Here is a 22,525-nt window from a genome sequence, read left to right as displayed (position 1 = left end):
GCAGTGACCAGGACCTCAGCGACGGCCCCCGCCGACACCGACATCGCCGTCGTCGGCATCGGCGCCCGCTTCCCCGACGCCGACGACCTGGCGGCCTTCCGGGCCAACCTCGCCGCCGGCCGGGACTCCGTCGGGGACATGCCCGCCGCCCGGGCCGCTGCCACCGGACTCGACCCGGACGCGGGCTACCTGCCGATGGGCCACCTCGCCGACGTCCACACCTTCGACCACGCCTTCTTCGGCCTCTCCCGGCGCGAGGCCGCCCTGATGGACCCCCAGCAGCGGATCGCGCTGGTCCTCGCCCACCAGGCCGTCGAGGACGCCGGCTACGCCGCGAGCGCCCTGCGCGGACGCCAGGTCGCCGTGGTGCTCAGCGCCGCCGCCTCCGGCTACCTCGGCGCCGCCACCGAGCCCGGCCCGCTCAGCGCCCTCGGCAACGTGCCCTTCGCGCTGCCCGCCCGGATCGCCCACGTGCTCGGCTTCGAAGGCCCCTGCTACGCCGTCGACACCGGCTGCAACGGCTCGCTCGTCGCCGTCCACCAGGCCTGCCGCGAACTGCGCGACGGCGAGGCCGAGTACGCGCTCGCCGGCGGCTTCAGCCTGCGCCCCGGCGGCCTGCCGGCCCGGCAGACCGAAGGCATGACCGAACTCGTCTCCCCGAGCGGCCGCTGCCGGGCCTTCGACGCCGACGCCGACGGCACCGCCAGCGGCGAGGGCGGCGCCGTCCTGCTGCTCACCACCCTCGGCCGGGCCCGCGCCGACGGCACGCCCGTCCACGCCGTGATCCGCGGCAGCGCCGTCCGGCACAACGGCCGCGCGGCCGCCACCATCAGCACCCCGAGCGCACCCGCGCACGCGGCGGTGATCGGCGCGGCCTGGCGCGCCGCCGGGCTCGACCCCGCCCTGGCCGGCTACCTGGAGGCGCACGGCTCCGGCACCCGGCTCGGCGACGCCGTCGAACTGGAGGGCCTGGCCCAGGTGTTCGGGCCGCGCGGGTTCGGGGCGCGGGGCCGGCGGCTGCCGATCGGCTCGGTGAAGACCAACGTCGGCCACCTCGACCACGCGGCCGGGATCGCCGGCCTGGTCAAGGCCGTCCTCGCGGTCGGCCACGGCGAGCTGTACCCGTCCCTGCACTTCCGCCGGCCCGTCGACGAGGCCGCCCTCGAACCCGTCGAGGTGGTCACCGCGCTGCGCCCCTGGGAGGGCGAGGAGCGGATCGCCGGCGTCAGCTCGTACAGCCTCGGCGGCATCAACGCCCACTGCGTGGTCCAGCGGCCGCCCGTGCCCCCGCGCGCCGACCGGCCGGGCACCCCCCGGCTCGTCGGTGTCTCCGCGCGCAGCCGCACCGCGCTCGCCCGGCTCTGCGCCGACCTCGGCGCCGCGCTGACCGGCCCGGCCGCCCGCGACACCGACCTCGACGACGTCGCCCTCACCCTCAACTCCGGGCGCACCCACTACGGACACCGGGTGGCGGTGCGGGCCCGCGACACCGCCGAGCTCGGCCGGGCCCTGCTCGAACGGGCGGCCCGGCTCGACGCCTCGGCACCGGCCGGCGGCGCCCCGCGCGGCGGCCGGACCAGGCCGCCCGCCGTCTGCCTGCTGCTCTCCCCGGACGCCGCGCCCGACGCCCCCGGCCCGGCGGAGCTGCCCGACACGCTGCCCGCCACCGGCCCGGCGGCCCGGCTGCTCGCCGGCCAACTCGCCCTCCACCGCGAGCTGTCGCGCTGCGGCGTGCCCGTGGAGACCGTGCTGAGCAGCGGCGTCTCCCGGTACGCCGCCCGGTACCTGCTCGGCACCCTCACCGCCGAGGACACCCGCGAACTCGCCACCGCCACCGGCACCGGTGCCGGTGCCGAGGCCGCGCCGCCCGACCGGGACCGGCTCGTCGCGGCGGCCGAACGGCTCGCCGCCGCCGGACCGGTGGTGTTCCTCGACCCCGGCCCCGGCGGGGTCCTCGGCCGGCTGCTCGCCGAGCGGTTCGGCCCGGAGGGGCAGGACGGCGCCCGGCTGGTCACGGCCGCCGACGACGGGTTCGCCGCGCTGCTCGGCCGGCTGTACGAATGCGGCCTGGACCTGGACTGGACGGCGCTCGGCCCCGAGCCCGGCACCGCCCGCCGGCTGCGCCTGCCCGGACACCCGCTGGCCGCCACCCCCTGCTGGATCCGGCCCGCACCGGCGGCCCCCGCGCTGCCCGCCGTGCCCACCGCGCCCGTCGCGTCCGCGGCACCCGCCGTCGAGCGCACCGGGACCGGCCCCGCCGAGGACCCCGAACGCTGGCTCGCCGAAGTCCTGGGAGAACTCCTGCACAGCGAGCAGCCGCCCGGCCCGGAGGCCGACTACTTCGAACTCGGCGGCAACTCGATCATCGCCCTCCAGCTCGCCGACCGGATCCAGACCCGCTTCGGCTTCCGCCCCCGGCTGCTCGACGTCTACGAACACCCCGCCGTCGGCGCGTTCGCCGACCTCATCCGCCGCCGGGCCGGCGCCCCCGCGGCCCCCGCCCTGCCGCCGATCACCCCGCGCGACACGCCCCCGGTCACCTCCTTCGGCCAGGACCGGATCTGGTTCCACCACCAGCTCGACCCCGGCACCACGCTCTACAACCTCCCGATGGTCAGCCTGATCAGCGGCCCGCTCGACGTCGACGCCGTCCGCGGCATGTGGCACGACCTGATGCTGCGCCACGAGGTGCTGCGCTCCAACTTCGCCGAGGAGGACGACGAGCCGGTGCTGCGCATCCGCCCGGAGCCCGGCGACTTCTTCACCTTCCATGACGTCTCCGCGGATCCGGACCCGCTCGCCGCCGCCCGCGAACTCGTCCGGCAGGCCGCCGAGCACCGCTTCGACCTCGCCCACGACCCCCTGGTGCGGGTGCTCGTGGTCCGGACGGCCCCCGAGCAGCACGTGCTCCAGGTGACCATGCACCACGCCGTCAACGACGGCGCCTCACCGCGGATCTTCGAACGCGAGCTGCCCGAGCTGTACGCCGCCCGCCGCGAGGGCCGCCCGCACCGGCTCGCACCGCTGCCGGTCCAGTTCGCCGACTACGCGGCCTGGCAGCGCGAACTGGTGGCCGGCCCGGCCCTGGACCGCGAACTCGCCTACTGGTGCGAGACCCTGCGGGACGCGCCGGTGCTGCGGCTGCCCACCGACCACCCACGCCCGGCCCGCAAGGACCACGCCGGCGACCTCGCGGTGTTCACCGTGGACGCCGCCCTGATGCGGGAGCTGCGGCGGCTCGCGGCCGACCGCTCCGTCACCCTCTTCGTGGTCCTGCTCGCCGGCCTCTACCTGCTGCTGGCCCGCCGCAGCGAGCAGGACGACCTGGTCGTCGGCATCCCGACCACCGGGCGCAACCGGCCCGAACTCGAAGGCCTGATCGGCTTCTTCAACAGCACCGTGGCGCTGCGCGCCGACCTGTCCGGCGCCCCGTCGGTGACCGCCTTCCTGCACCGGGTGCGCGCCGTGGTGCTGGAGGCCCTGGAGCACCAGGAGATCCCCTTCGACCGGGTCGTCCAGGCGCTGACGGACGAGCGCGATCCGGGCCGGAGCCCGCTGTTCGACGTGTTCTACGTGCACCAGGAGCTGCCGCCGATCCAGCAGATCGAGGGCACCTCGACCGGGTACTTCGACATCGGCCACAGCGCCGGCAACCTGTTCGGCGGCCTGCCGGCGGGCACCGCCAAGTTCGACCTCACCCTGATCACCTCCGACCGGGTCGGCGACGACGCCATGACCGCCTGCCTGGAGTTCAGCACCCAGTTGTTCACGAGCGAGACGGCGGCCGCGTTCGTCGAGGAGTACACCGAGCTGCTCCGTGAACTCGCCGCCGCCGATGGCGAGTTGCCGATCTCCCGGCTGTGGGTCGGGGCGCCGGCGGCCGTCTCCGCCGCCGCGGTCCCGGCCGCCCCCGCCGAGGTGCCGACGGCCGGCCCGCCCGGGCCCGTCCGGCTCGACGTCCCCACCGACCGCCCCCGCCCGGGCCGCCCCGACTACACCGAGCGCAGCGTCACCGTCCCGGTCGACGAGTCGCTGCGCGGCGCGATCGCCCGGTCCGGCCCGCACCCCGACCGGGTGCTGCGGGCCGGCTGGCTGGTGCTGCTCTCGTGGATCTCCGGCCAGGACGAGGTGGCGGTCGGCCTGCCCGGCGGCGCCCTGCTGCGGGCCGACCTCGCCGACGAACCCGCCTTCACCGACCTGCTCGGACGGACCACCCCCGACGGGACGGCCGGCCCCGGAGCCGAGCCCCCGGTCCGCTCCCGGGGCGACAGCGACGGCGGTGGCGGTGGCGGTGGCGGTGGCCACGGCGTCGGCCCGCGCGGGGCCGAACTCGACCTGGGGTGGCGGGCGGAGAACGGCGCCGCCCCCACGGCGCTGACCGTGCACTACGCCCCCGAACTCTTCGATCCGCCGACCGCGACCGGCTTCGCCACCGGCCTGCGCGAGCTGCTGCGCGGCCTGCTCGCCGAGCCCGACCGCCCGGTCCACGACGTGGCGGCCGACTACGCCGACTACGCGGGCCAGGCCGACTGCGCGGACCACGCCGACCACGGCGACGCGCCCGAGACCGTGACCCCGCACTCCGACGACGACACCGTGAGGGCCCTGTGAGCAGCTTCACCGCCACCCCGCTCGACGCCGCCCGGCGTGCCGTCCTGCGGGACACCCCGTCCCTGCCCGCCGACTGCGTGGCGCGCCTGGTCCGCTTCGAGGGCCCGGTCGGGTCGGACCGGCTGCGCCGCGCCGTGGCCCGGGCCCTGGCCGAGCGCCCGGACCTGCACACCGGCTACCGCGCCGCCGCCGGGGGCGGCCCCGGTTTGCTCCGCCCGGCCGACCCGGCCCAGCCGCCCGCCGTCGCGGTGATCGACCTCGACCCGGAGGAACTGGACGGCTGGCTCGCCGCCGAGCTCGTCCGCCCGCTCGACCTGCTCGGCGGGCCGCTGCTGCGCCACGTGCTGATCCGCCGCTCCGACGGCGGGCTCAGCTGGTTCCTGCGCCACCACCGGCTGGTCGACGACGACGCCGGGCTGGCCGCGCTCGTCCGCCGGGCCGGCGCGCTGTACGCCGAGGACGGCGGGACGGCCCCCGCCTCCCTCGGCACCCCGGCCCCCGCCCCGGACCCGGACGCCGACCGGCCCGCCGACCGGGCGTACTGGCGGGAGGTCCTGGGGGCCGCCGGCCCCGAGCCCGCCGCCGCCCGCCCGGCCGGTGCCGTCGCGCCGCCGGCCGAACTGCCCTGGTTGCCGGTGGCCGACCCGGCCGCACTGGCCCGGGTCGCCCGGGCCGGCGGCGCGGGCCCCGCCGCGGTACTGCTCGCCGCCGCCGCCGTCCACGCGCACCGGCTGACCGGCACCCGGGAGCTGCTGCTCGGACACTGGCGTCCCGCGCCCGGCCCGGGCGGCCGCGGCCTGGTCGTCCCGGTGCGCCTCGCCCCGGCCCCCGGGCTCAGCTTCACCGCCGTCCTCCGGCAGGCGGGCCGCGCCCAGCGCGCGGCCCGCCGCCACGGCCACCGGCCGGACCTCGACCTGCCCTGGGGCCCGTCCTCCGGGTACGGCCTGGTCACCGGGATCGCCGACAGCGCCGAGCGGGTGGCGTACGGCCCCGGTACGGTCGCCGTCCTGGCCCGCGCCTGGGGCGAGCCGCTGCCCGGCCTGTTCCTGCGCGCCGACCCCACCCCCGGCCCGGCGGACCCGGACGGGGCGTGGCGGGTCGCCGCCGGCGGCCACGGCGCCGACCCGGCGGCCCACCGCCGACTGGTCCGGCTGCTGGCGCAGCTGGCGGCCCGGCCCGACGAGCCGATCCACTCCTTCGACCTCGCCGGCGAGGACGAGCTCGCCCTGCTGCGGAAGGCCAACGCCACCGGACACGCGGTGCCCGAGACCACCGTGCCCGCGGCGTTCGCCGCCCAGCTGGCGCGGACCCCGTCCGCCGTCGCGGTGCGCGGCGGGGGCGAGGTGCTGGACTACGCCGAACTGGACGGGCGCTCCGAGCGGATCGCCCGGTTGCTCGCAGGCCTCGGTGTCGGCCGCGAGGACGTCGTCGCGGTGCTGCTGCCCCGCACCCCCGCCCTGGTCGCGGCCGTGCTGGGCGTGCTGAAGGCCGGCGCCGCCTACCTCCCGGTCGACCCGGGCCACCCGCGCGGCCGGGTGGAGTTCGTGCTGGCGGACGCCCGCCCCCGGGTGGTCCTGACCACGGCGCAGCTGGCCGCCGCCGTGCTTCCGGAGCCGGCCGCCGACGGCCCGTCCGTCGTCCTGCTGGACGAGCCCGCCGCCGTCGAGCCCGCTCCCGTCGAGCCCGCTCCCGTCGAGCCCGCTGGCGCCGCGCCCGCCGAGGCGAAGCCCACCGGCCCGCTGCCCGGCAACGCGGCGTACGTCATCCACACCTCCGGCTCCACCGGGACGCCGAAGGGCGTGGTGGTCACCCACCGGGCCGTGGCCAACCTCGCCGCCTGGGCGGCGGCCGAGCTCGGCCCCGAGGCCCTTTCCCGGGTGCTCGGCTCCACCTCGCTCTCCTTCGACCTGTCGGTCTTCGAGCTCCTGGTGCCGCTGTTCGTCGGCGGCAGCGTCGACCTGGTGGACAACCTGCTCACGCTGCTGGAACGCCCGGACTGGTCCGGCAGCCTGGTCAACACCGTCCCGTCGGTGTACCAGCAGGTCGCCCGGGCCGAGTGGGTGCGCGAGCGGGCGACGACCTACGTGTTCTGCGGCGAGCCGCTGCCCGCCGCGCTGGTCCGCCAGGTGCACGCCCGCAACCCGGACGCCCGGGTGCTCAACCTCTACGGCCCCACCGAGGCCATCGTGTACGCCACGGCCGGGGCGTGCCCGCCCGGCGCGGACGGCGAGCCGTCGATCGGCGTGCCGATCGGCAACGTGCGCGCCCACGTCCTCGACCCGGCCCTGCGGCCCGCGCCGGTCGGCGTCACCGGCGAGCTCTACCTGGCCGGCGACTACCTGGCCCGGGGCTACGCCCACCGGCCGGGGGCCACCGCCGAGCGCTTCCTGCCCGACCCGTTCGGCCCGCCCGGCGCCCGGATGTACCGCACCGGGGACCTCGCCCGCTGGACCGCCGCCGGGGAGCTGGAGTACGCCGGCCGCACCGACCACCAGGTGAAGATCCGCGGCCACCGGATCGAACTCGGCGAGATCGAGGCCCGGTTGACGGAGCTGGACGGCGTCCGGCGGGCAGTGGTGGTCGCCACCGACGACGGCGAGGGCGACCGCCGCACGACGGCCTTCCTGGTCGCCGCCGAGGGCCGCCCGGCCGATCCGGAGGCCGTCCGGGCGGCGCTGCGCGAGGTGCTGCCCGCACCGGTCGTCCCGGCCGCCCTGGTCTTCCTCGACGACCTCCCGACCAACGCCAACGGCAAGACCGACCGCGGCGCGCTCGCCGCCCTGGCCGCCGGAGCCGCGCCGGGGACCACGCCCGAGCCCCCCGCCGTCCCGGCCGCCGGCCCCGTCGAGGTGCTGCGCGAGCTCTTCGCCGGCGTTCTCGGCCTGCCCGAAGTCGGCCCGGACGACAGCTTCTTCGCCCTCGGCGGCGACAGCATCCGCTCCATCAAGCTGCTCCGCCGGGCCCGGCGGGCCGGGCTGGCGCTCGCCCCGGAGGACGTGTTCGCGCACCCGACCCCGGCCGGACTCGCGGCCGTCGCCACCGTGCTCGACCCCGCCGACCAAGGCGCCGGCCGGCCCGCCGACGGCGAACTGCTCCCGCTGGACGCCGCCGAACGCGCCTGGTTGCGGGCCCGGTTCCCGGGCCACCGGGACGTGCTGCCGCTGACACCGCTCCAGGAGCGGCTGCTCTTCCCCACCCAGCACAGCCAGGGCGGCGGCGGGGCCTACGTGATGCGGCTGTGGATGCTCTTCGACGGGCGGCTCGACCCGGTGGCGCTGCGCCGCGCCGTCGAGGCGCTCTGCCGCCGCCACCCGAACCTGGCGGCCGGGTTCGTCCGCCTCCCCGACGGCCGACCCGTCCAGGTCGTCCCGGACCGCCTGCCGCCGTTCACGGAGCTGGACCTCAGCGGCCTCACGGCGGCCGAACAGGAGGCGGAGACCGAGCGGTTGGCCGCCGAGGCCAGGACCACCCGGTTCGACCCGGCCGACCCGCCGCTGATCCGCTTCACCCTGCTCCGGCTGGGCCCCGGAGAGGGCGTGGGAGCGCAGCGGTACCGGCTGGAGGTGGTCGCCCACCACACCCTGATCGACGGCTGGTCCAACCAGCTCCTCCTGCCGGAGCTGTTCGCCCTGTACCGCGACCCGGCCGGACTGCCCGAGCCGGTGCCGCTGCGCGCCCACTTGGCCTGGCTGGCCGGCCGGGACCACGAGGCCGCCCGCCGGGCGTGGCGCGAGGCACTGGCCGCGCCGATCGAACCCACCCTGGTGACGCCGCCCGGGCTGCCGCCCGCCGACGGGTGGCCGGGCCGCCGCTACCGGCCCCTGGGCGAGGAGCGCACCGAACGGCTCGGCGCCCTCGCCGCCGGGCTGGGCATCACGCTCAACACCGTGCTCCAGGCCACCTGGGCGCTGCTGCTGGCCGAGCGGACCGGCCGCCCCGACACCGTGTTCGGGATCATCGTCAACGGCCGCTCGCCGGAGCTGCCGGGCTCCGAGTCCGTCATGGGCTTCCTGATCAACACCCTGCCGCTGCGGATCACCCTGCGGCCGGAGGAGCCGCTGGCCGGGCTGCTGACCCGGGTCCAGCGCGAGCAGGTCCGGATGATCGCCCACCAGCACCTGGGAATCCCCGCGATCCAGCGGGCGACCGGCCTCGGCGAACTCTTCGACACCGTCATGGTGTACGAGAACTTCCCGCAGTCCGGCGACCAGGGCGACGCGCTCCCGGGGGTGCGGATCACCGGCTCGGGCAGCGAGACGGCCGCGCACTACCCGCTGTCGCTGATGGCCATCCCGAGGGAGGGCGGGCTGGAACTCGACATCCTGCACCGGGAGGACGCCGTCGACGCCGAGGCCGCTGACGCCCTGCTCGCCCGGCTGCTGGGGCTGCTCGACACCCTCGTCGCCGAGCCGGACACCACCGTCGGCGCCCTCGGCCTGCTCGACTCCTGGCCCGCGACCGCCGGGCCCGCCCGCACCCCGCTCCCCGCCGACGCCACCGCCGACGCCGCCGAGCCCGCCCCGCCCGCGGACGGCCTGGAGCCCATGCTGGCCACCCTGCTGCCGCTGCGCTCGACCGGCACCGGCGCGCCGCTGTTCTGCGTGCACCCGGCCGCCGGGATCGGCTGGACGTACGCGGCGCTGCTGGGGCCGCTCGGCGACCGGCCGCTCTACGTCCTGCAGTCCCGCGGCCTCGACGGCCGGGGGCCGCTGCCGGTCAGCCTGGAGGAGGTGGCCGAGGACTGCGTGCGGGAGATCCGCGCCGTCCAGCCCGACGGGCCCTACCACCTGCTCGGCTGGTCGTTCGGCGGCCTGGTCGCCTACGCCGTGGCCGCCCGGTTGCAGGAGCAGGGCGCCGAGGTGGGCCTGCTCGCGATGCTCGACAGCTACGTGCTCGCCGACCTGCCCGCCCGCTCGGAGGCCGAGGTGCTCGCCGAGCAGGGCCACGTCCGCAACGCCCTGCTGCGGCTGACCGGCGTCGACCGCCCCGCCGACGCGCCCGCGCCGACCGCCGAGGAGTTCCTCGCCCTCGCCAAGGACTCCGACTCGCCGCTCTCCGTCTTCTCCGAACACCACCTGACCGCGCTCGCCGAGGTCTACGACAACAACGTCCGGCTCGGCCGGGCCTTCCGCCCCGGCGGGTACCGCGGCGACCTGCTCCTCATCGAGGCCGTCCCCGAGACCAGCGGGCCCGTCCAGGACCCGGAGAGCTGGCTGCCCCACCTCGACGGCGGCCGGCTGCTGCGGCACCGGACCGACCACGGCCACCAGGAACTCGGCGGCCCGGCCGCCCTCGTCGACCTCGCCCCGGCGCTGCTCGACCGGCTCGGCGACCCGACCGGGCCACAGGGTCCGCAGGGGCCGCACCAGCCGCACGAGCCGGAGAGGAGCTGACCGGATGTCCGCCACGCCCGCCACGCCCGCCCGACGACGGCCGCTCACGGCCCCGCAGTCGGGAATCTGGTTCGGCCACGAGGCCGACCCCACCCGGCGGCGGTTCACCGCCGGCCAGTACGTCCAGTTCCACGGCGCGATCGACGAGGAGCTGTTCGAACGCGCGCTGCGGGGCGTGGTGGCCGGCAGCGAGAGCCTGCGGGCGCGCTTCGAGCCGACCGCCGACGGCGCCGTCCAGATCATCGAGGACGCCGCCGACTGGCCGCTGCACCGGCAGGACCTGCGCCACCACGAAGACCCGGCCGCCGCCGCCCGCGCCTTCCTCGCCGCCGAACTCGCCCACCCCTACGACCTGACCGCCCGCCCGCCCTTCGACCACTTCCTGCTGCGGACCGGCGAGGCCGAGTACCTCTGGTACCTCCGGATCCACCACATCCTGTGCGACGGCGTGGGCGGGGCCGGGCTGATGCGCCGGGTGGCGGCCGAGTACACGGCGCTGCACGCGGGCGAGCCGCCCTCCACCGGCGTGCACGACCCGCTCCAGGCCCTGCTGGACGACGACGCCGCCTACCGCGCCTCCGCCCGGTTCCGCACCGACGCCGCGTTCTGGGCCGAGGAGTCGGCCGGCCTCGGCGACCCGCCCCGCCTCGCGGGCGGGCGCAGCGCCCCGACCGGCTCGGGCCCGCGCCCGCCGGTCGCCGTCCGGGCGGAGCTGTCCGCCGAACGCTGGGCCGCTGTCCGCGAGCGCGTCGGCGCGGGCTGGACGGCGCTGTTCCCGGCGGCGCTCGCCGTCGCGCTGCACGCCGACACCGGCGAGGGCACGGCGGTGATCGGCCTCGGCGTCCGCGGCCGGGACGCCGCGCTGGCCCGGCGGGCCCTCGGCATGACGGCGAACGTCGTCCCGCTGCGGCTCGCCGTCGACCCGGCCGCCACCGTCGGCGGCCTGGTGGCGGCCACGGCGGACCGGGTCCGGGCCGCGCTGCGCCGCCAGCGGTACCGCTTCGAGGACCTGCTCCGCGACACCGCCGCCGCCCGGGGCGACCGGCCGCTGATCGGCCCCACCCTGAACCTGCTGCCGCTCGACCTGGGCCTGCGGTTCGGCGGGATCCCGGCCACCGTGCACGAGGTCTCGCCGGGCCTGCCCGAGGACTTCGCGCTCGGCGTCTACGACAACGGCCGCGCCACCCTGCCGGTGTTCGCCGACGCGGTCGGCGACTACCCCGAGGACACCGTCCGGGCCCACCTGGACCGGGTGCTCGACCTCGTGACGGCGCTGGCCGAAGCCCCCGAGGGGCTCCCGGTCGGCCGGCTGCGCACCGGCAGCGCCGTCGCCCTGCCCGCGCCGCGGCCCGCCCCCGCGCCGGCACCGGACCGGACCGGCCAGGACGGCGACACCCTGGTCTCGCTGTTCGAGCAGCAGGCCGCCACCCGCCCGCGGGCACCGGCCGTGGTGCTGGGGGAAACCGTCCTCACCTACCGCGAACTCGACCTGCGCGCCGACCGGTTGGCCCGCCGGCTCGCCGCCCGGGGCGTGCGCCGCGGCGACCTGGTGGGCGTCGCCCTGCCCCGCTCGCCGGACCTGGTGGTCGCGCTGCTCGGCGTCCAGAAGGCCGGCGCCGGCTACCTGCCGCTGGATCCGGACTACCCGGTCGAGCGGCTGCGCGCGACCATCGAGGACGCCGCGCCCCGGCTCGTGGTGACGGACGACTCCGCCCGGGCGGCGCTGCCCGACGGCGTCGAGACCCTGCCCGTCGACGGCGCGGACGAGCCCGCCGACCGGACGCGGCCGCAGCGCCCCGGCCCGGACGGTGTCGCCTACGTCATCCACACCTCCGGTTCCACCGGCCGCCCCAAGGGCGTCCTGGTCACCCACCGCAACGTCACCCGGCTGCTCGCCACCACCGCCGACCGGTTCGGCTTCGGACCGGACGACACCTGGACCCTGTTCCACTCCTACGCCTTCGACTTCTCGGTCTGGGAGCTGTGGGGAGCCCTGCTGCACGGCGGCCGCCTGGTCGTCGTCCCCCGGGACACCGCCCGCTCGCCCGAGGAGTTCCTGCGCCTGCTCGCCGACGAGCGCGTCACGGTGCTCAACCAGACCCCCTCGGCGTTCACCCAGCTGGCCGCCGCCGACGCCGCCCACCCCGGCCCGAGCGCCCGGCTCGCCCTGCGGTACGTCATCTTCGGCGGTGAGCAGCTCGAACCCTGGCGGCTCGCGGACTGGTACCTGCGGCACCCGCAGGACGCGCCCCGGCTCGTCAACATGTACGGCATCACCGAGACCACCGTGCACGTCACGGCCGGCGACCTCGACGCCGCCGCCGTGGCCTCGGGCGCCGCCACCATCGGCCGCCCGCTGCCCGACCTGCGGGCGTACCTGCTGGACGCCGCCCTGCGGCCGGTGCCCGACGGCCTGCCCGGCGAGCTGTACGTGGCCGGCCCCGGCCTCGCCCGCGGCTACCTCGGCCGCCCCGCGCTGACCGCCGCCCGCTTCACCGCCGACCCGTACGGCCCGCCCGGCAGCCGGATGTACCGCAGCGGGGACCGCGCCCGCCGCCGCCCCGACGGCGAACTCGAACACCTCGGCCGCACCGACCGGCAGGTGAAGATCCGCGGCTACCGCATCGAGCCGGGGGAGATCGAGGCCGTGCTCGCCGCGCTGCCCGGCATCTCCGGCGCCGCCGTCCTCGCCACCGAACGGGAGCCCGGGCACAAGGCGCTGACCGCCTACCTGCTCGGCACCGAGGAGGCCGTCCGCGCGGCCGCCGACCACGCCCGCGCGTCGCTCCCGGACCACCTGGTGCCCGCGGCCTTCGTCGCCGTCGAGGCCTTCCCGCTGACCGCCAACGGCAAGCTCGACGAGCACCGGCTGCGGGCCCTGGAGGCCAGGGCGGCGGACGGCCGGGGCCGGGCGCCCAGCGGCGAGCACGAGACCCGGCTGCACCGGCTGTTCGGCGAACTCCTCGGGGCCGAGGGCTTCGGCGCGGACGAGAGCTTCTTCGCCCTCGGCGGCGACTCCCTCTCGGCGAACCGGCTGGTGGTCCGTGCCCGGGCCGAGCTGCCCGCCGAGCTGTCCGCCGGACTGACCATCCGGGACGTCTTCGCGGCCCCCACCGTGGCCGGCCTGGCCGCCCGGATCGGCGCCCGTGGCGCCGCCCGCAGGGGGGAGGCGGCGGCCGGCCGGGAACTCCCGCAGCGCCCGCAGGCCGGTCCCCGGCCGGAGCGCATCCCGCTCTCCCACGCCCAGCGCGGCCTGTGGTTCCTGCACCGGCTCGGCGAGCAGGCGTCGACCTACCACATCCCGCTCGCCGCCCGGCTGACCGGGCCGCTCGACCTGGCCGCGCTACGGGCCGCCGCCGGCGACGTCCAGCAGCGGCACGAGAGCCTGCGCACCGTGTTCCCGGCCACCGACGGGCAGCCGTACCAGCGGATCCTCGACGACCCGCCCCTCCCGCTGACCGTCCGGCACCTGGACCCCGCCGGCCTGGACGCGGCGGTGCACGAGGAGGTCCACCGGCCCTTCGACCTCGAACAGGGCCTGCCCTGGCGGCTGGTGGTGTTCACCGCCGGGCCCGGCACCCACCTGCTGCTGATCGTCCTGCACCACATCACCGCCGACGAGCAGTCGCTGGGCCCGCTGACCCGCGACCTCGCCGTCGGCTACGCCGCCCGGGCCCGCGGCCGGGCCCCCGAGTGGCCCCGACTGCCGCTCCAGTACGCCGACTTCACTCTCTGGCAGGGTCGGGAACTCGGCCCGGCCGACGAGCCCGACAGCCCGCTGGCCACCGAACTGGCGCACTGGCGTCAGACCTTGCACGGCGCGCCGGAGCGCACCGCGCTGCCGGTGGACCATGAGCCGCCGCCCGGCGCGGCCCTGCGCGGGGCCGCCGCCGAGTTCCAGTGGGACGCCGAACTGGTCGCCGCAGCGGCCGAATTGGCGGCCGGCCGGGGAGCCACCCTGTTCATGGTGCTGCACGCGGCCGTCGCCTGCCTGCTGGCCCGCTCCGGAGCGGGCACCGACCTCGTCCTCGGCACGGTCACCGCCGGCCGCGCCGACCCGGCCCTGGACGACCTGGTCGGCTACTTCGCCCAGCCGCTCGCCCTGCGCACCGACCTCTCGGGCCGCCCGGGCTTCGCGGAGCTCGTCGACCGCGTCCGGCACGCCGACCTCACCGCCTTCGCCCACGACCAGGCGCCCTTCGACCGGGTGGTGGACGCCCTCGCACCCGACCGGGAACTCGGCCGCCACCCGCTGTTCCAGGTGATGATCACCCTGCACGGCGGACGCCGACCCGCGCTCACCCTGCCCGGACTGTCCGGCGCACCGCACCGATTCGAGCGGGTGATGGCCAAGTTCCCGCTGCTCTTCGAGTTCGCCGAACAGCCGGACGGCACGGTGCGCGGCGTCCTGGAGTACAGCACCGGCCACTTCCGTCCCGAGACCGCCGACCGCCTGGCGCAGGGCCTCGGCCGCCTGCTGGCGGCCGCCCTGGCCGACCCGGCGGCACCCGTCGACACCCTTGGCCCCCTCGACCTGCCCGGCAGCCTCGACCTGCCCGGCACCCTCGACCTGTCCGACACCCCGGGCCCGGCCGGCCGCCCGCTCCCGGCGTCCGTCGCCGCCCGCCCGCAGCCTGTCACCCGCCCGGAGGGCGGCTCGCCCGCCGAGGAGCAGTTGCGGACCCTGTTCGGCAGCGTCCTCGGCCGGTCGCGGCCCGGGCCGTCGGAGGGGTTCTTCCGGCTCGGCGGGGACAGCATCCTGGCGATCCAACTGGCCACCCGGGCCCGGTCGGCGGGCGTGCTGATCACGCCGAAGGACGTGTTCACCCACCAGACCCCGCGCGCCCTCGCGGCCGCCGCGGCCGTCGTCCCGGACGGTGTCCGTGCCCCGGCCGCCCGCCCGGCGGTGCCCGCGCCCCCGGGCGGGGTGCTGCCGCCCACCCCGATCGCGGACTGGCTGGCGGCCCGCGGCGGACCGATCCACGGCTACGCCCAGTCCCTGCTGTGCGAGGTGCCGCCCGGCGCCACCGAACACACCCTGAGCGCCGCCCTCCAGCAGCTCGTCGACCACCACGACGCGCTGCGGACCCGCCTGACCGGGGCCCCGGGCGAGCCGCTCGCCTTCGAGATCCGGTCCGCCGGGACCGTCCCGGCGGCCCCGCTGCTGCACCGGATCGACCTCGCCCGCGAGGGCCTGGCCACCGCCCCCGGCCGCGACCCGGCGCCCGCTCTGCTGGAACTCGTCGCGGAACAGCGGCACGACGCCCGCCGCCGCCTCGACCCCTACCGGGGCGAACTGCTGCGGGCGGTCTGGTTCGACGGCGACCAGGGCGGCCTGCTGCTGATGGTGATCCACCACCTCGCCGTCGACGGCGTCTCCTGGCGGATCCTGCTCGACGACCTCGCCCGGGCCCACCGGGCCGCCGCCGACGGCCACCCGGCCGACCTCGCCGCCGTCCCCGTCACGGCCGCCGACTGGGCCCGCGCGCTGCGGGCCGCCGAGGCCGACCCGGCGGTCGCCGCCGACCGCGACCACTGGCACGGCCTGCTGACCGCCGGCACCGGGACCATCGGTACCCGGCCGCTGGACCGCACCCGGGACACCGTGGCCGGGGCCGCGACCCTGCGCACCACCCTGGGCGGCGGCCCGACCGCCGCCCTGCTGACCGACCTGCCCGACCGACTCGGCGCCGCCGTACCGGAGATCCTCCTCGGTGCGCTCGCCGCCGCCCTGCGCGGCTGGCGCGCCCGCGGCGCCGACGGCCCGCTCCTGGTGGACGTCGAGGGCCACGGCCGCGACCCGGAACTCGCGGCCCTCGACGGCCTCGACCTCTCCCGGACGCTGGGCTGGTTCACGGTCATCCACCCCGTCCTGCTGGACACCGGCCCGGCCGGACCCGACACCGGGGGAGCGGCCCGCGCTGACGACCCAGCCCGCGTCGACGACCTCGCCCCCGCCGACGAACTGGCCCGCGCCGTCGCGGCCGCGCGGCGGCGCCTGCGCGCCACCCCCCACCGGGGCCTGACGTACGGGCTGCTCCAGCGGTCCGGCACGCTGCCCCACCGCCCGGCCCCGATCGCCTTCAACTACCTGGGCCGCTTCGACACCACCCGACGCGGCCCCTGGCAGCCCGTCCCCGGCACCCTGCGGGGCGAGGCCGACCCCACCCTGCCGCTCGCCCACACCCTCTCGGTCGACGCCTTCGTGGAGACCGGCCCGGACGGCCCGCGGCTGCGGGTCGAATGGGCCTGGCCGGCCGGCGTGCTGGCCGCCGACGCGGTGGCCGAACTCGCCGCCCGCTGGGAGCAGGCCCTCACTACCCTGTCGTCCGTCGGCCCGCCCCGGGCCGGGGGGCCCGCAGCCGCCGCCCAGCCCGAAGCGCCCGCCGAGGCGCCCGTCGAAGCGCCCGCCGAGGCCGCCGTCCTGCTGCCCGCCACGCCGCTCCAGGCCGGACTGCTGTTCCACTCCCGCTACGCCGCCCACGACGGCCGCCGCGACCCGTACCTCGTGCAGCTCGTCCTCGACCTCACCGGCGCGATCGACCCGGAGCGGCTCCAGGACGCCGCCCGGCGGCTGCTCGCGCGCCATCCGCAGCTCGCCGGGGCCTTCACCAGCGGCGAGTCCGGCCCGCCGCGGCAGGTCGTGCCGGTCGAGGTGACGCTGCCCTGGCGCACCGTGGACCTCACCGGGCGGGCGGAGGGGGAGCAGTCCGCCGACGCCCGGCGGCTCGTGGCGGAGGACCGCCGGCCGTTCTCGGTCGACACCCCGCCGCTGATCCGGTTCACCCTGCTGCGGCTGGCCGCCGACCGGTGGCGGCTCGTCTTCACCCACCACCACCTGCTGCTGGACGGCTGGTCGGTGCCGATCGTGCTGCGCGAGCTGCTCGCGCTGCACCAGGGCGTCGACCTGCCCCCGGCGCCGTCCTACCGCCGCTACCTCGACTGGCTGGCCGGGCGCGACGACGCGGCCGCGCGCGGCGCCTGGCGCGTCGCCCTCGCCGGGGCCGAGCCCACCCGGGTCGGCCGGCCCGCGCCGGCCGGCGGCGAGGGCGCCGACGACGGCCCGTCGACGAGCGTCTTCACCCTGCCCGCCGGGCTCACCGCCGGGCTGCGGGCGCGCGCCGCGCAGTGGGAGGTGACCCTCGGCTCCCTGGTGACGACGGCGTGGGCGCTGGTGCTCTCCCACCTCACCGGCCGCGACGACGTCCTGTTCGGCACCACCGTCGCCCAGCGCCCGGCCGAACTGCCGGAGGCGGACCGGCTCGTGGGCCTGCTGATCAACACCGTGCCGGTCCGGGCCCGGCTGCACCCGGGCGAGCCGCTGCGCGAGCTCGCCGCCCGGCTCCAGCGGGAGCGCACCGCGTTGCTGGACCACGAGCACCTGGGCCTCACCGAGGTGGAGGAGGCCGCCGGTGCCGGGCGGCTCTTCGACAGCTCACTGGTGTTCGAGAACTACCCGCTGGACGAGGCCGGGTTCGTCGAGCCCGCGCCGGGCCTGCGGATCGGTGCCGTCGAACCGTTCGACGGCACCCACTACCCGCTCTCGCTGGTGGTGCTGCCGCGCCGGGGCGGCCTGGACGTGCGGCTCCAGCTGCGGCCCGCCGAACTGGACCGGTACCTCGACGCGGACCGGCTGCGCACCTTGCTGACGGCCGCCTGCGCCGCCCTGGCCGGCTCTGGCGCGGACGCGCTGACCACCGGCCGGGTCGACCTGCTGCCGCCCGTCCAGCGGGCAGGGCTGCGGGCCTGGGGCACCGGCCCGGCGGCCGACGCCGAACCGGTGTCGGTGGGCGCGCGGTTCGAGCGGCTGGCGGCCGACCACCCGGACCGGATCGCCCTGCGACACGTCGACGGCGCCACCGCGAACGCCACGGGTACCGCCACCACCACGTACGGCGCGCTCAACGCCGACGCCAACCGGCTGGCCCACCACCTGGCCGGCCTCGGGGTGCGGCCCGGCACCCGGGTCGCCGTGCGGCTGCCGCGTTGCCCGGAGGTGCCGGTGGCGATGCTGGCGCTGGCCAAGCTCGGCGCCGTCTGCGTCCCGCTGCACCCGGGGTTCCCGGCCGAGCGGCTGCGCGCGCTCGCCGCCGAGGCGGGCGCCGAACTGCTGCTGGACGCCGAGGTGTTGGCGGCGGTCCGGCGGGCGGGCGGGAGCGCGGGCAACCCCGGCGTGGAGGTGCCGCCCGGGCAGGTCGCCCAGTTGCTGTACACCTCGGGCTCGACCGGCCGCCCCAAGGGCGTGGCGGTCACCCACCGCAACATCCTCGCCCTGGCCGACGACCCGCTGTGGCACGGCCCCGACCACGACCGGGTGCTGTTCCACTCGCCGCACGCCTGGGACGCCATGGTGTACGAGCTGCTCATGCCGCTGCTGACCGGCCGTCAGGTGGTGGTGGCCCCGCCGGGAGAGCTGACCCCGGCGGACTACGCCCGGGCCGTCGAGCGCGGCGGTGCCACCGCGGCCTGGCTGACGGCGGGCCTGTTCGACCTGCTGACCGAGCAGATCCCGGCGGCCCTGGCCCGGTTGCGCCTGATCTGCACCGGCGGCGACGTCGTCCCCCCGGCGGCGCTCGCCCGGGCCCGGCGTGCCGCGCCCGGGCAGCGGCTGCTGGACCTGTACGGGCCGGTGGAGAGCACGACCTTCGCCCTGGGCCACGAAGTCCCGGCGGGCCCGGTCCGCGAGGGCGAGGCCGTCCCGATCGGCCGCCCGCTCGCGGGGACGAGGGTGCTGCTGCTGGACGCCGCGCTGCGCCCGGTGCCGCCGGGCGTCCCCGGCGAGATCCACCTGGGCGGCGAGGGCCTGGCCGCGGGCTACCACGGCGCCCCGGCCCGGACGGCCGAGCGCTTCGTCGCCGACCCGTACGGCCCGCCGGGCGGCCGGCTGTACCGCACCGGGGACCTGGGCCGGTGGGACACCGAGGGCCGGCTGCACTTCCTGGGGCGCGCGGACCGGCAGGTGAAGATCAACGGGTTCCGGATCGAGCCGGGCGAGATCGAGGCCGCGCTGTGCGCCGAGCCGGAGGTCACCGCCGCCCGGGTGGTGCCGCACGGGGCGGGCCCGGCGGGCCGCTCGCTGGTCGGGTACGTGGTCGCCGACCGGCCGGTGGCCGCCGGCGAACTGCGCCGCCGGCTCGCCGGGCGGCTGCCGCGCCACCTGGTGCCCGCCGTGCTCGTCCCGGTCGACGCGCTGCCGCTGGACGCCAACGGCAAGGTCGACACGACCGCCCTGGGCCCGCCGCAGCGGTCGGCCCCGGGGCCGACCCGCTCGCCCCGCCGGGAGGTCCTGGCGGCGCTGTTCGCGGAGGTGCTGCGGGTGCCGGCGGTCGCGCCGGAGGACGACTTCTTCGCGCTCGGCGGCAACTCGATCGCCGCGATGCGGCTGGCCGGGCGGATCCGGTCCACCCTGGGGGTCGACGTGCCGCTCGGCGAGCTGTTCGACGCGCCCACGGTGGCCGGGCTGGACCACCGGCTCGACCGCACCGCCCGTACCGACGGCACCGGCGGCAGCGCCCCGGCGCTCGGCGACCGGACGGCCCGGCCCGACCGGCTGCCGCTCGCCCCCGCCCAACTGCGCCTGTGGACGGCCAACTACCTGGGCGAGCACCGCCCGGACTACCTCACCACCCTGGCCCTCGACCTCACCGGCGGGCTCGACCCCGCCGCGCTGCGGGCCGCCCTCGGCGACCTGGTGGCTCGGCACGAGGCCCTGCGGACCGTCCTGCCGTACGGCCCGGACGGCCCCGAGCAGCGCATCCTCGCGCCCGCCGATGCCCCGCCCGCCGACGCCGACCTCGCCGAGGCCTTCCTCGCCGCCGTCCCGTCCGCCGCGCCCCGCTTCCTCGACGTCCCGCCGGAGCGGCTGGACGCCTGGATCGCCGCCGAACTCGACCGCGGCTTCGACCTGTTGACCGAACCGCCGCTGCGCACCGCCCTGCTGCGCAGCGGCCCCGACCGGCACACCCTGCTGCTGGTGCTGCACCACGCGACGGTGGACGGGCACGCGCTCGAACCGCTGCTGGCCGACCTGCGGTCCGCCTACCGGGCCCGGGCGGCCGGCGGGGCGCCGCGCTGGCCGTCGCCCGCCGTCCAGTACGCCGACCACGCCCTGTGGCTGCGGCGGCGGCTCGGCGACGAGGACCGCCCGGAGAGCCCGGCCGCCCGGCAGGCCGCCTACTGGAAGGGCGCGTTGGCCGCCCTGCCGCCGTGGCGGGGCCTGCCGGACGCCACCGGCGCCCCGGGCGCCGGGCCGGGCGCGGCCGGCACCGTCCGCTTCGCCCTGGACCTGCGGGAGCACCGCCGGCTGGCCGCCGCCGCCCGGGCCTGTTCGGCCGGCACCGGGATGGTAGTGCAGGCGGCGTTCGCCGCCGCGCTGGGCGACCTCGGCGCGGGGCACGACCTCCCGATCGGGGTGCCGCTGGCCGGCCGGGACGACGAGGTGCTGGACGGCGTGGTCGGCTGCCTGGTCAACACCGTGGTGCTGCGGGTCGACACCTCCGGCGCCCCGACGGCCCGCACCCTGGTCGGGCGGGTCCGGGAGCGGCTGCTGGCCGCCCACACCCATCAGGACCTGCCGTTCGACCGGGTGGTGGAACTGGTCAACCCGGCCCGGCAGGCGGGCCGCCAGCCGCTGTTCGGGGTGGCGCTCTCCCATCTGGTGCGGGCCGAACCGGCCGACGGCGGGCGGTGGGCCGACGCCGTGACGGTCGCCGAGCGGCCCGTCCCGGTGGCCCGCACCGCCGTCGACCTGCTGCTCCAACTGGTGGAGCGGCGGACCGCGGACGGCGCACCCGGCGGGCTGGAGTGCGCCCTGGTACACGCGCTGGACGGCTGCGACGAGCCGACCGCCCGGCGGGTGGTGGCCGCCTTCCGACGGCGGGTCACCGAGTTCTGTGACGAGTTGAACAACGAGTCGAACGACGAGGTCAACGTCGAGGTCAACGTCGAGCTCAACGTCGAGCTCAACGGCGAGCTCGACGACGAGCCGGCCGACGAGTTGAACGACCTTGCCCACGTGCACGACCACAACCATGAAGTGAGGGCTCGATGAGCAGCACCAACCCCTTCGACGACGAGCAGGGCGCGTTCCTGGTCCTGGCGAACGAGGAGAACCAGCACGCGCTCTGGCCCGCCTTCGTCGACGTGCCCGCCGGTTGGCGCAGCGTGTTCGGCGAGGAATCCCGGCAGGCCTGCCTGGACTACGTCGAGAAGAACTGGACCGACCTGCGTCCGCGCAGCCTGGCCGAGGCGATGGACGCCCGCGTCGACTGAGCGCGATCGGCCGGTCCATCAGGGCTGTTCCGCCCTGGCTTAAGGATCTTCCGTCCCCCGCAAGTGAACTGACAGCATGTCAGAGACGGGCGCGGGGCCGGCCCGCAGGAACGAGTGCGGCGCGCCTGGGTTTCCCCCACGCCCGGCCGCGCCGCCGGCGAGCCGGCCCCGGAGCCCCGCAGGCACCCGATTGCCGCCCGTCCGGACCGCAGCGGCACCGCCCGTTGTCCGAAGCCCTCACGAGGAGTCACCGATGAACGCTGTCACCCCGCGCCCCGCCGAGCGCACGGCCCGGCCCCGGCACTACCTGATGTGCCGCCCCAGCCACTTCGAGGTCACCTACGCGATCAACCCGTGGATGGACCCGGCGAAGCCGGTCGACACCGGGCTCGCCGTGGCGCAGTGGGAGCGGCTGTACGCGCTCTACCAGGAGCTCGGCCACCGGGTCGACCTGATCGACCCGATCCCGGGCCTGCCCGACATGGTCTACGCCGCCAACGGCGCCACCGTGGTGGACGGCAAGGTGCTCGGCGCCCGCTTCCGCAACGCCGAACGCGCCGCCGAGGGCCCCGCCTACCTGGAGTGGTTCCGCGCCAACGGCTACCCCGAGCTGCACGACCCGGAGCACGTCAACGAGGGCGAGGGCGACTTCCTGGTCACCGCCGAGTACGTGCTCGCCGGGCGGGGCTTCCGCAGCACGCCGGCCGGCCACGCCGAGGCCCAGGAGTTCTTCGGGCGCCCGGTGATCGGCCTGGAGCTGATCGACCCGCGCTACTACCACCTGGACACCGCGCTGGCCGTCCTGGACGGCGACGAGATCATGTACAACCCGGAGGCCTTCTCCGCGGGCAGCCGCGAGGTGCTGCGCCGGCTGTTCCCGGACGCGGTGCTGGCCGACGCCGGCGACGCCGCCGTGTTCGGCCTCAACGCGGTCAGCGACGGCCTGCACGTGTTCCTGCCGGAGGCGGCCACCGGCCTCGCCGACAAGCTGCGGGAGCGCGGCTTCGAGCCGATCGGCGTCGACCTGTCCGAGCTGCTCAAGGGCGGCGGCAGCGTCAAGTGCTGCACGCTGGAGCTGCGCCACCGCGCCTGACCGCTGCCCGTCCGCCCGTCCGCCCCTTCGCCCGCCTCCGTGACGCCGGGGGCGGACGAACGGGGCGGACGCGGGCCGTGCGACCACCCCGTACCAACGCGACGGGCCGCGCGGGCCTCCCCCCGAGGAGGTCCGCGCGGCCCGTCGGCGTCGCGCC

General features: G+C 77.6%; 5 protein-coding genes. All 5 read left to right on the top strand.

Annotated features, from left to right (window positions below; all coding sequences use genetic code 11):
* The first annotated feature begins 3 nt into the window (after window positions 1–3).
* The gene (locus AB0O82_RS19195) at window positions 4–4,611 is read left to right on the top strand and encodes a condensation domain-containing protein (RefSeq protein WP_363585098.1); all 4,608 of its coding nucleotides are present in this window, start codon (window positions 4–6) and stop codon (window positions 4,609–4,611) included.
* The gene (locus AB0O82_RS19190; protein WP_363585096.1) at window positions 4,608–10,004 is read left to right on the top strand and encodes an amino acid adenylation domain-containing protein; all 5,397 of its coding nucleotides are present in this window, start codon (window positions 4,608–4,610) and stop codon (window positions 10,002–10,004) included. The genes AB0O82_RS19195 and AB0O82_RS19190 overlap by 4 nt, the downstream gene beginning before the upstream one ends.
* A 4-nt stretch (window positions 10,005–10,008) precedes the next feature.
* On the top strand, window positions 10,009–21,054 hold the full coding sequence (locus AB0O82_RS19185) for an amino acid adenylation domain-containing protein (RefSeq protein WP_363585094.1): 11,046 nt from the start codon (window positions 10,009–10,011) through the stop codon (window positions 21,052–21,054).
* Window positions 21,051–21,275, top strand: a complete 225-nt coding sequence (locus tag AB0O82_RS19180; protein ID WP_063349723.1) for an MbtH family protein — start codon at window positions 21,051–21,053, stop codon at window positions 21,273–21,275. Before AB0O82_RS19185 ends, AB0O82_RS19180 begins: the two co-directional genes overlap by 4 nt.
* Window positions 21,276–21,528: 253 nt before the next feature.
* Window positions 21,529–22,368 carry a dimethylargininase gene (gene ddaH, locus AB0O82_RS19175; RefSeq protein ID WP_363585092.1) on the top strand — a complete coding sequence of 280 codons (840 nt, stop codon included), beginning with the start codon at window positions 21,529–21,531 and terminating at the stop codon, window positions 22,366–22,368.
* The last annotated feature ends 157 nt before the right edge of the window (window positions 22,369–22,525 follow it).

It is taken from the genome of Kitasatospora sp. NPDC088264 (genome assembly GCF_040685715.1).
Lineage (GTDB): Bacteria > Actinomycetota > Actinomycetes > Streptomycetales > Streptomycetaceae > Kitasatospora.
The sequence above is the reverse complement of the archived record's forward strand: the minus strand, read 5'-3'. Positions and strand labels throughout refer to the sequence as shown.

What these genes read in the sequence shown, in the direction of transcription:
- AB0O82_RS19185 (WP_363585094.1), top strand. Translation starts at nt 10,009, where the DNA reads ATGTCCGCCACGCCCGCCACGCCCGCCCGACGACGGCCGCTCACGGCC.
- AB0O82_RS19180 (WP_063349723.1), top strand. Translation starts at nt 21,051, where the DNA reads ATGAGCAGCACCAACCCCTTCGACGACGAGCAGGGCGCGTTCCTGGTC.
- ddaH (WP_363585092.1), top strand. Translation starts at nt 21,529, where the DNA reads ATGAACGCTGTCACCCCGCGCCCCGCCGAGCGCACGGCCCGGCCCCGG.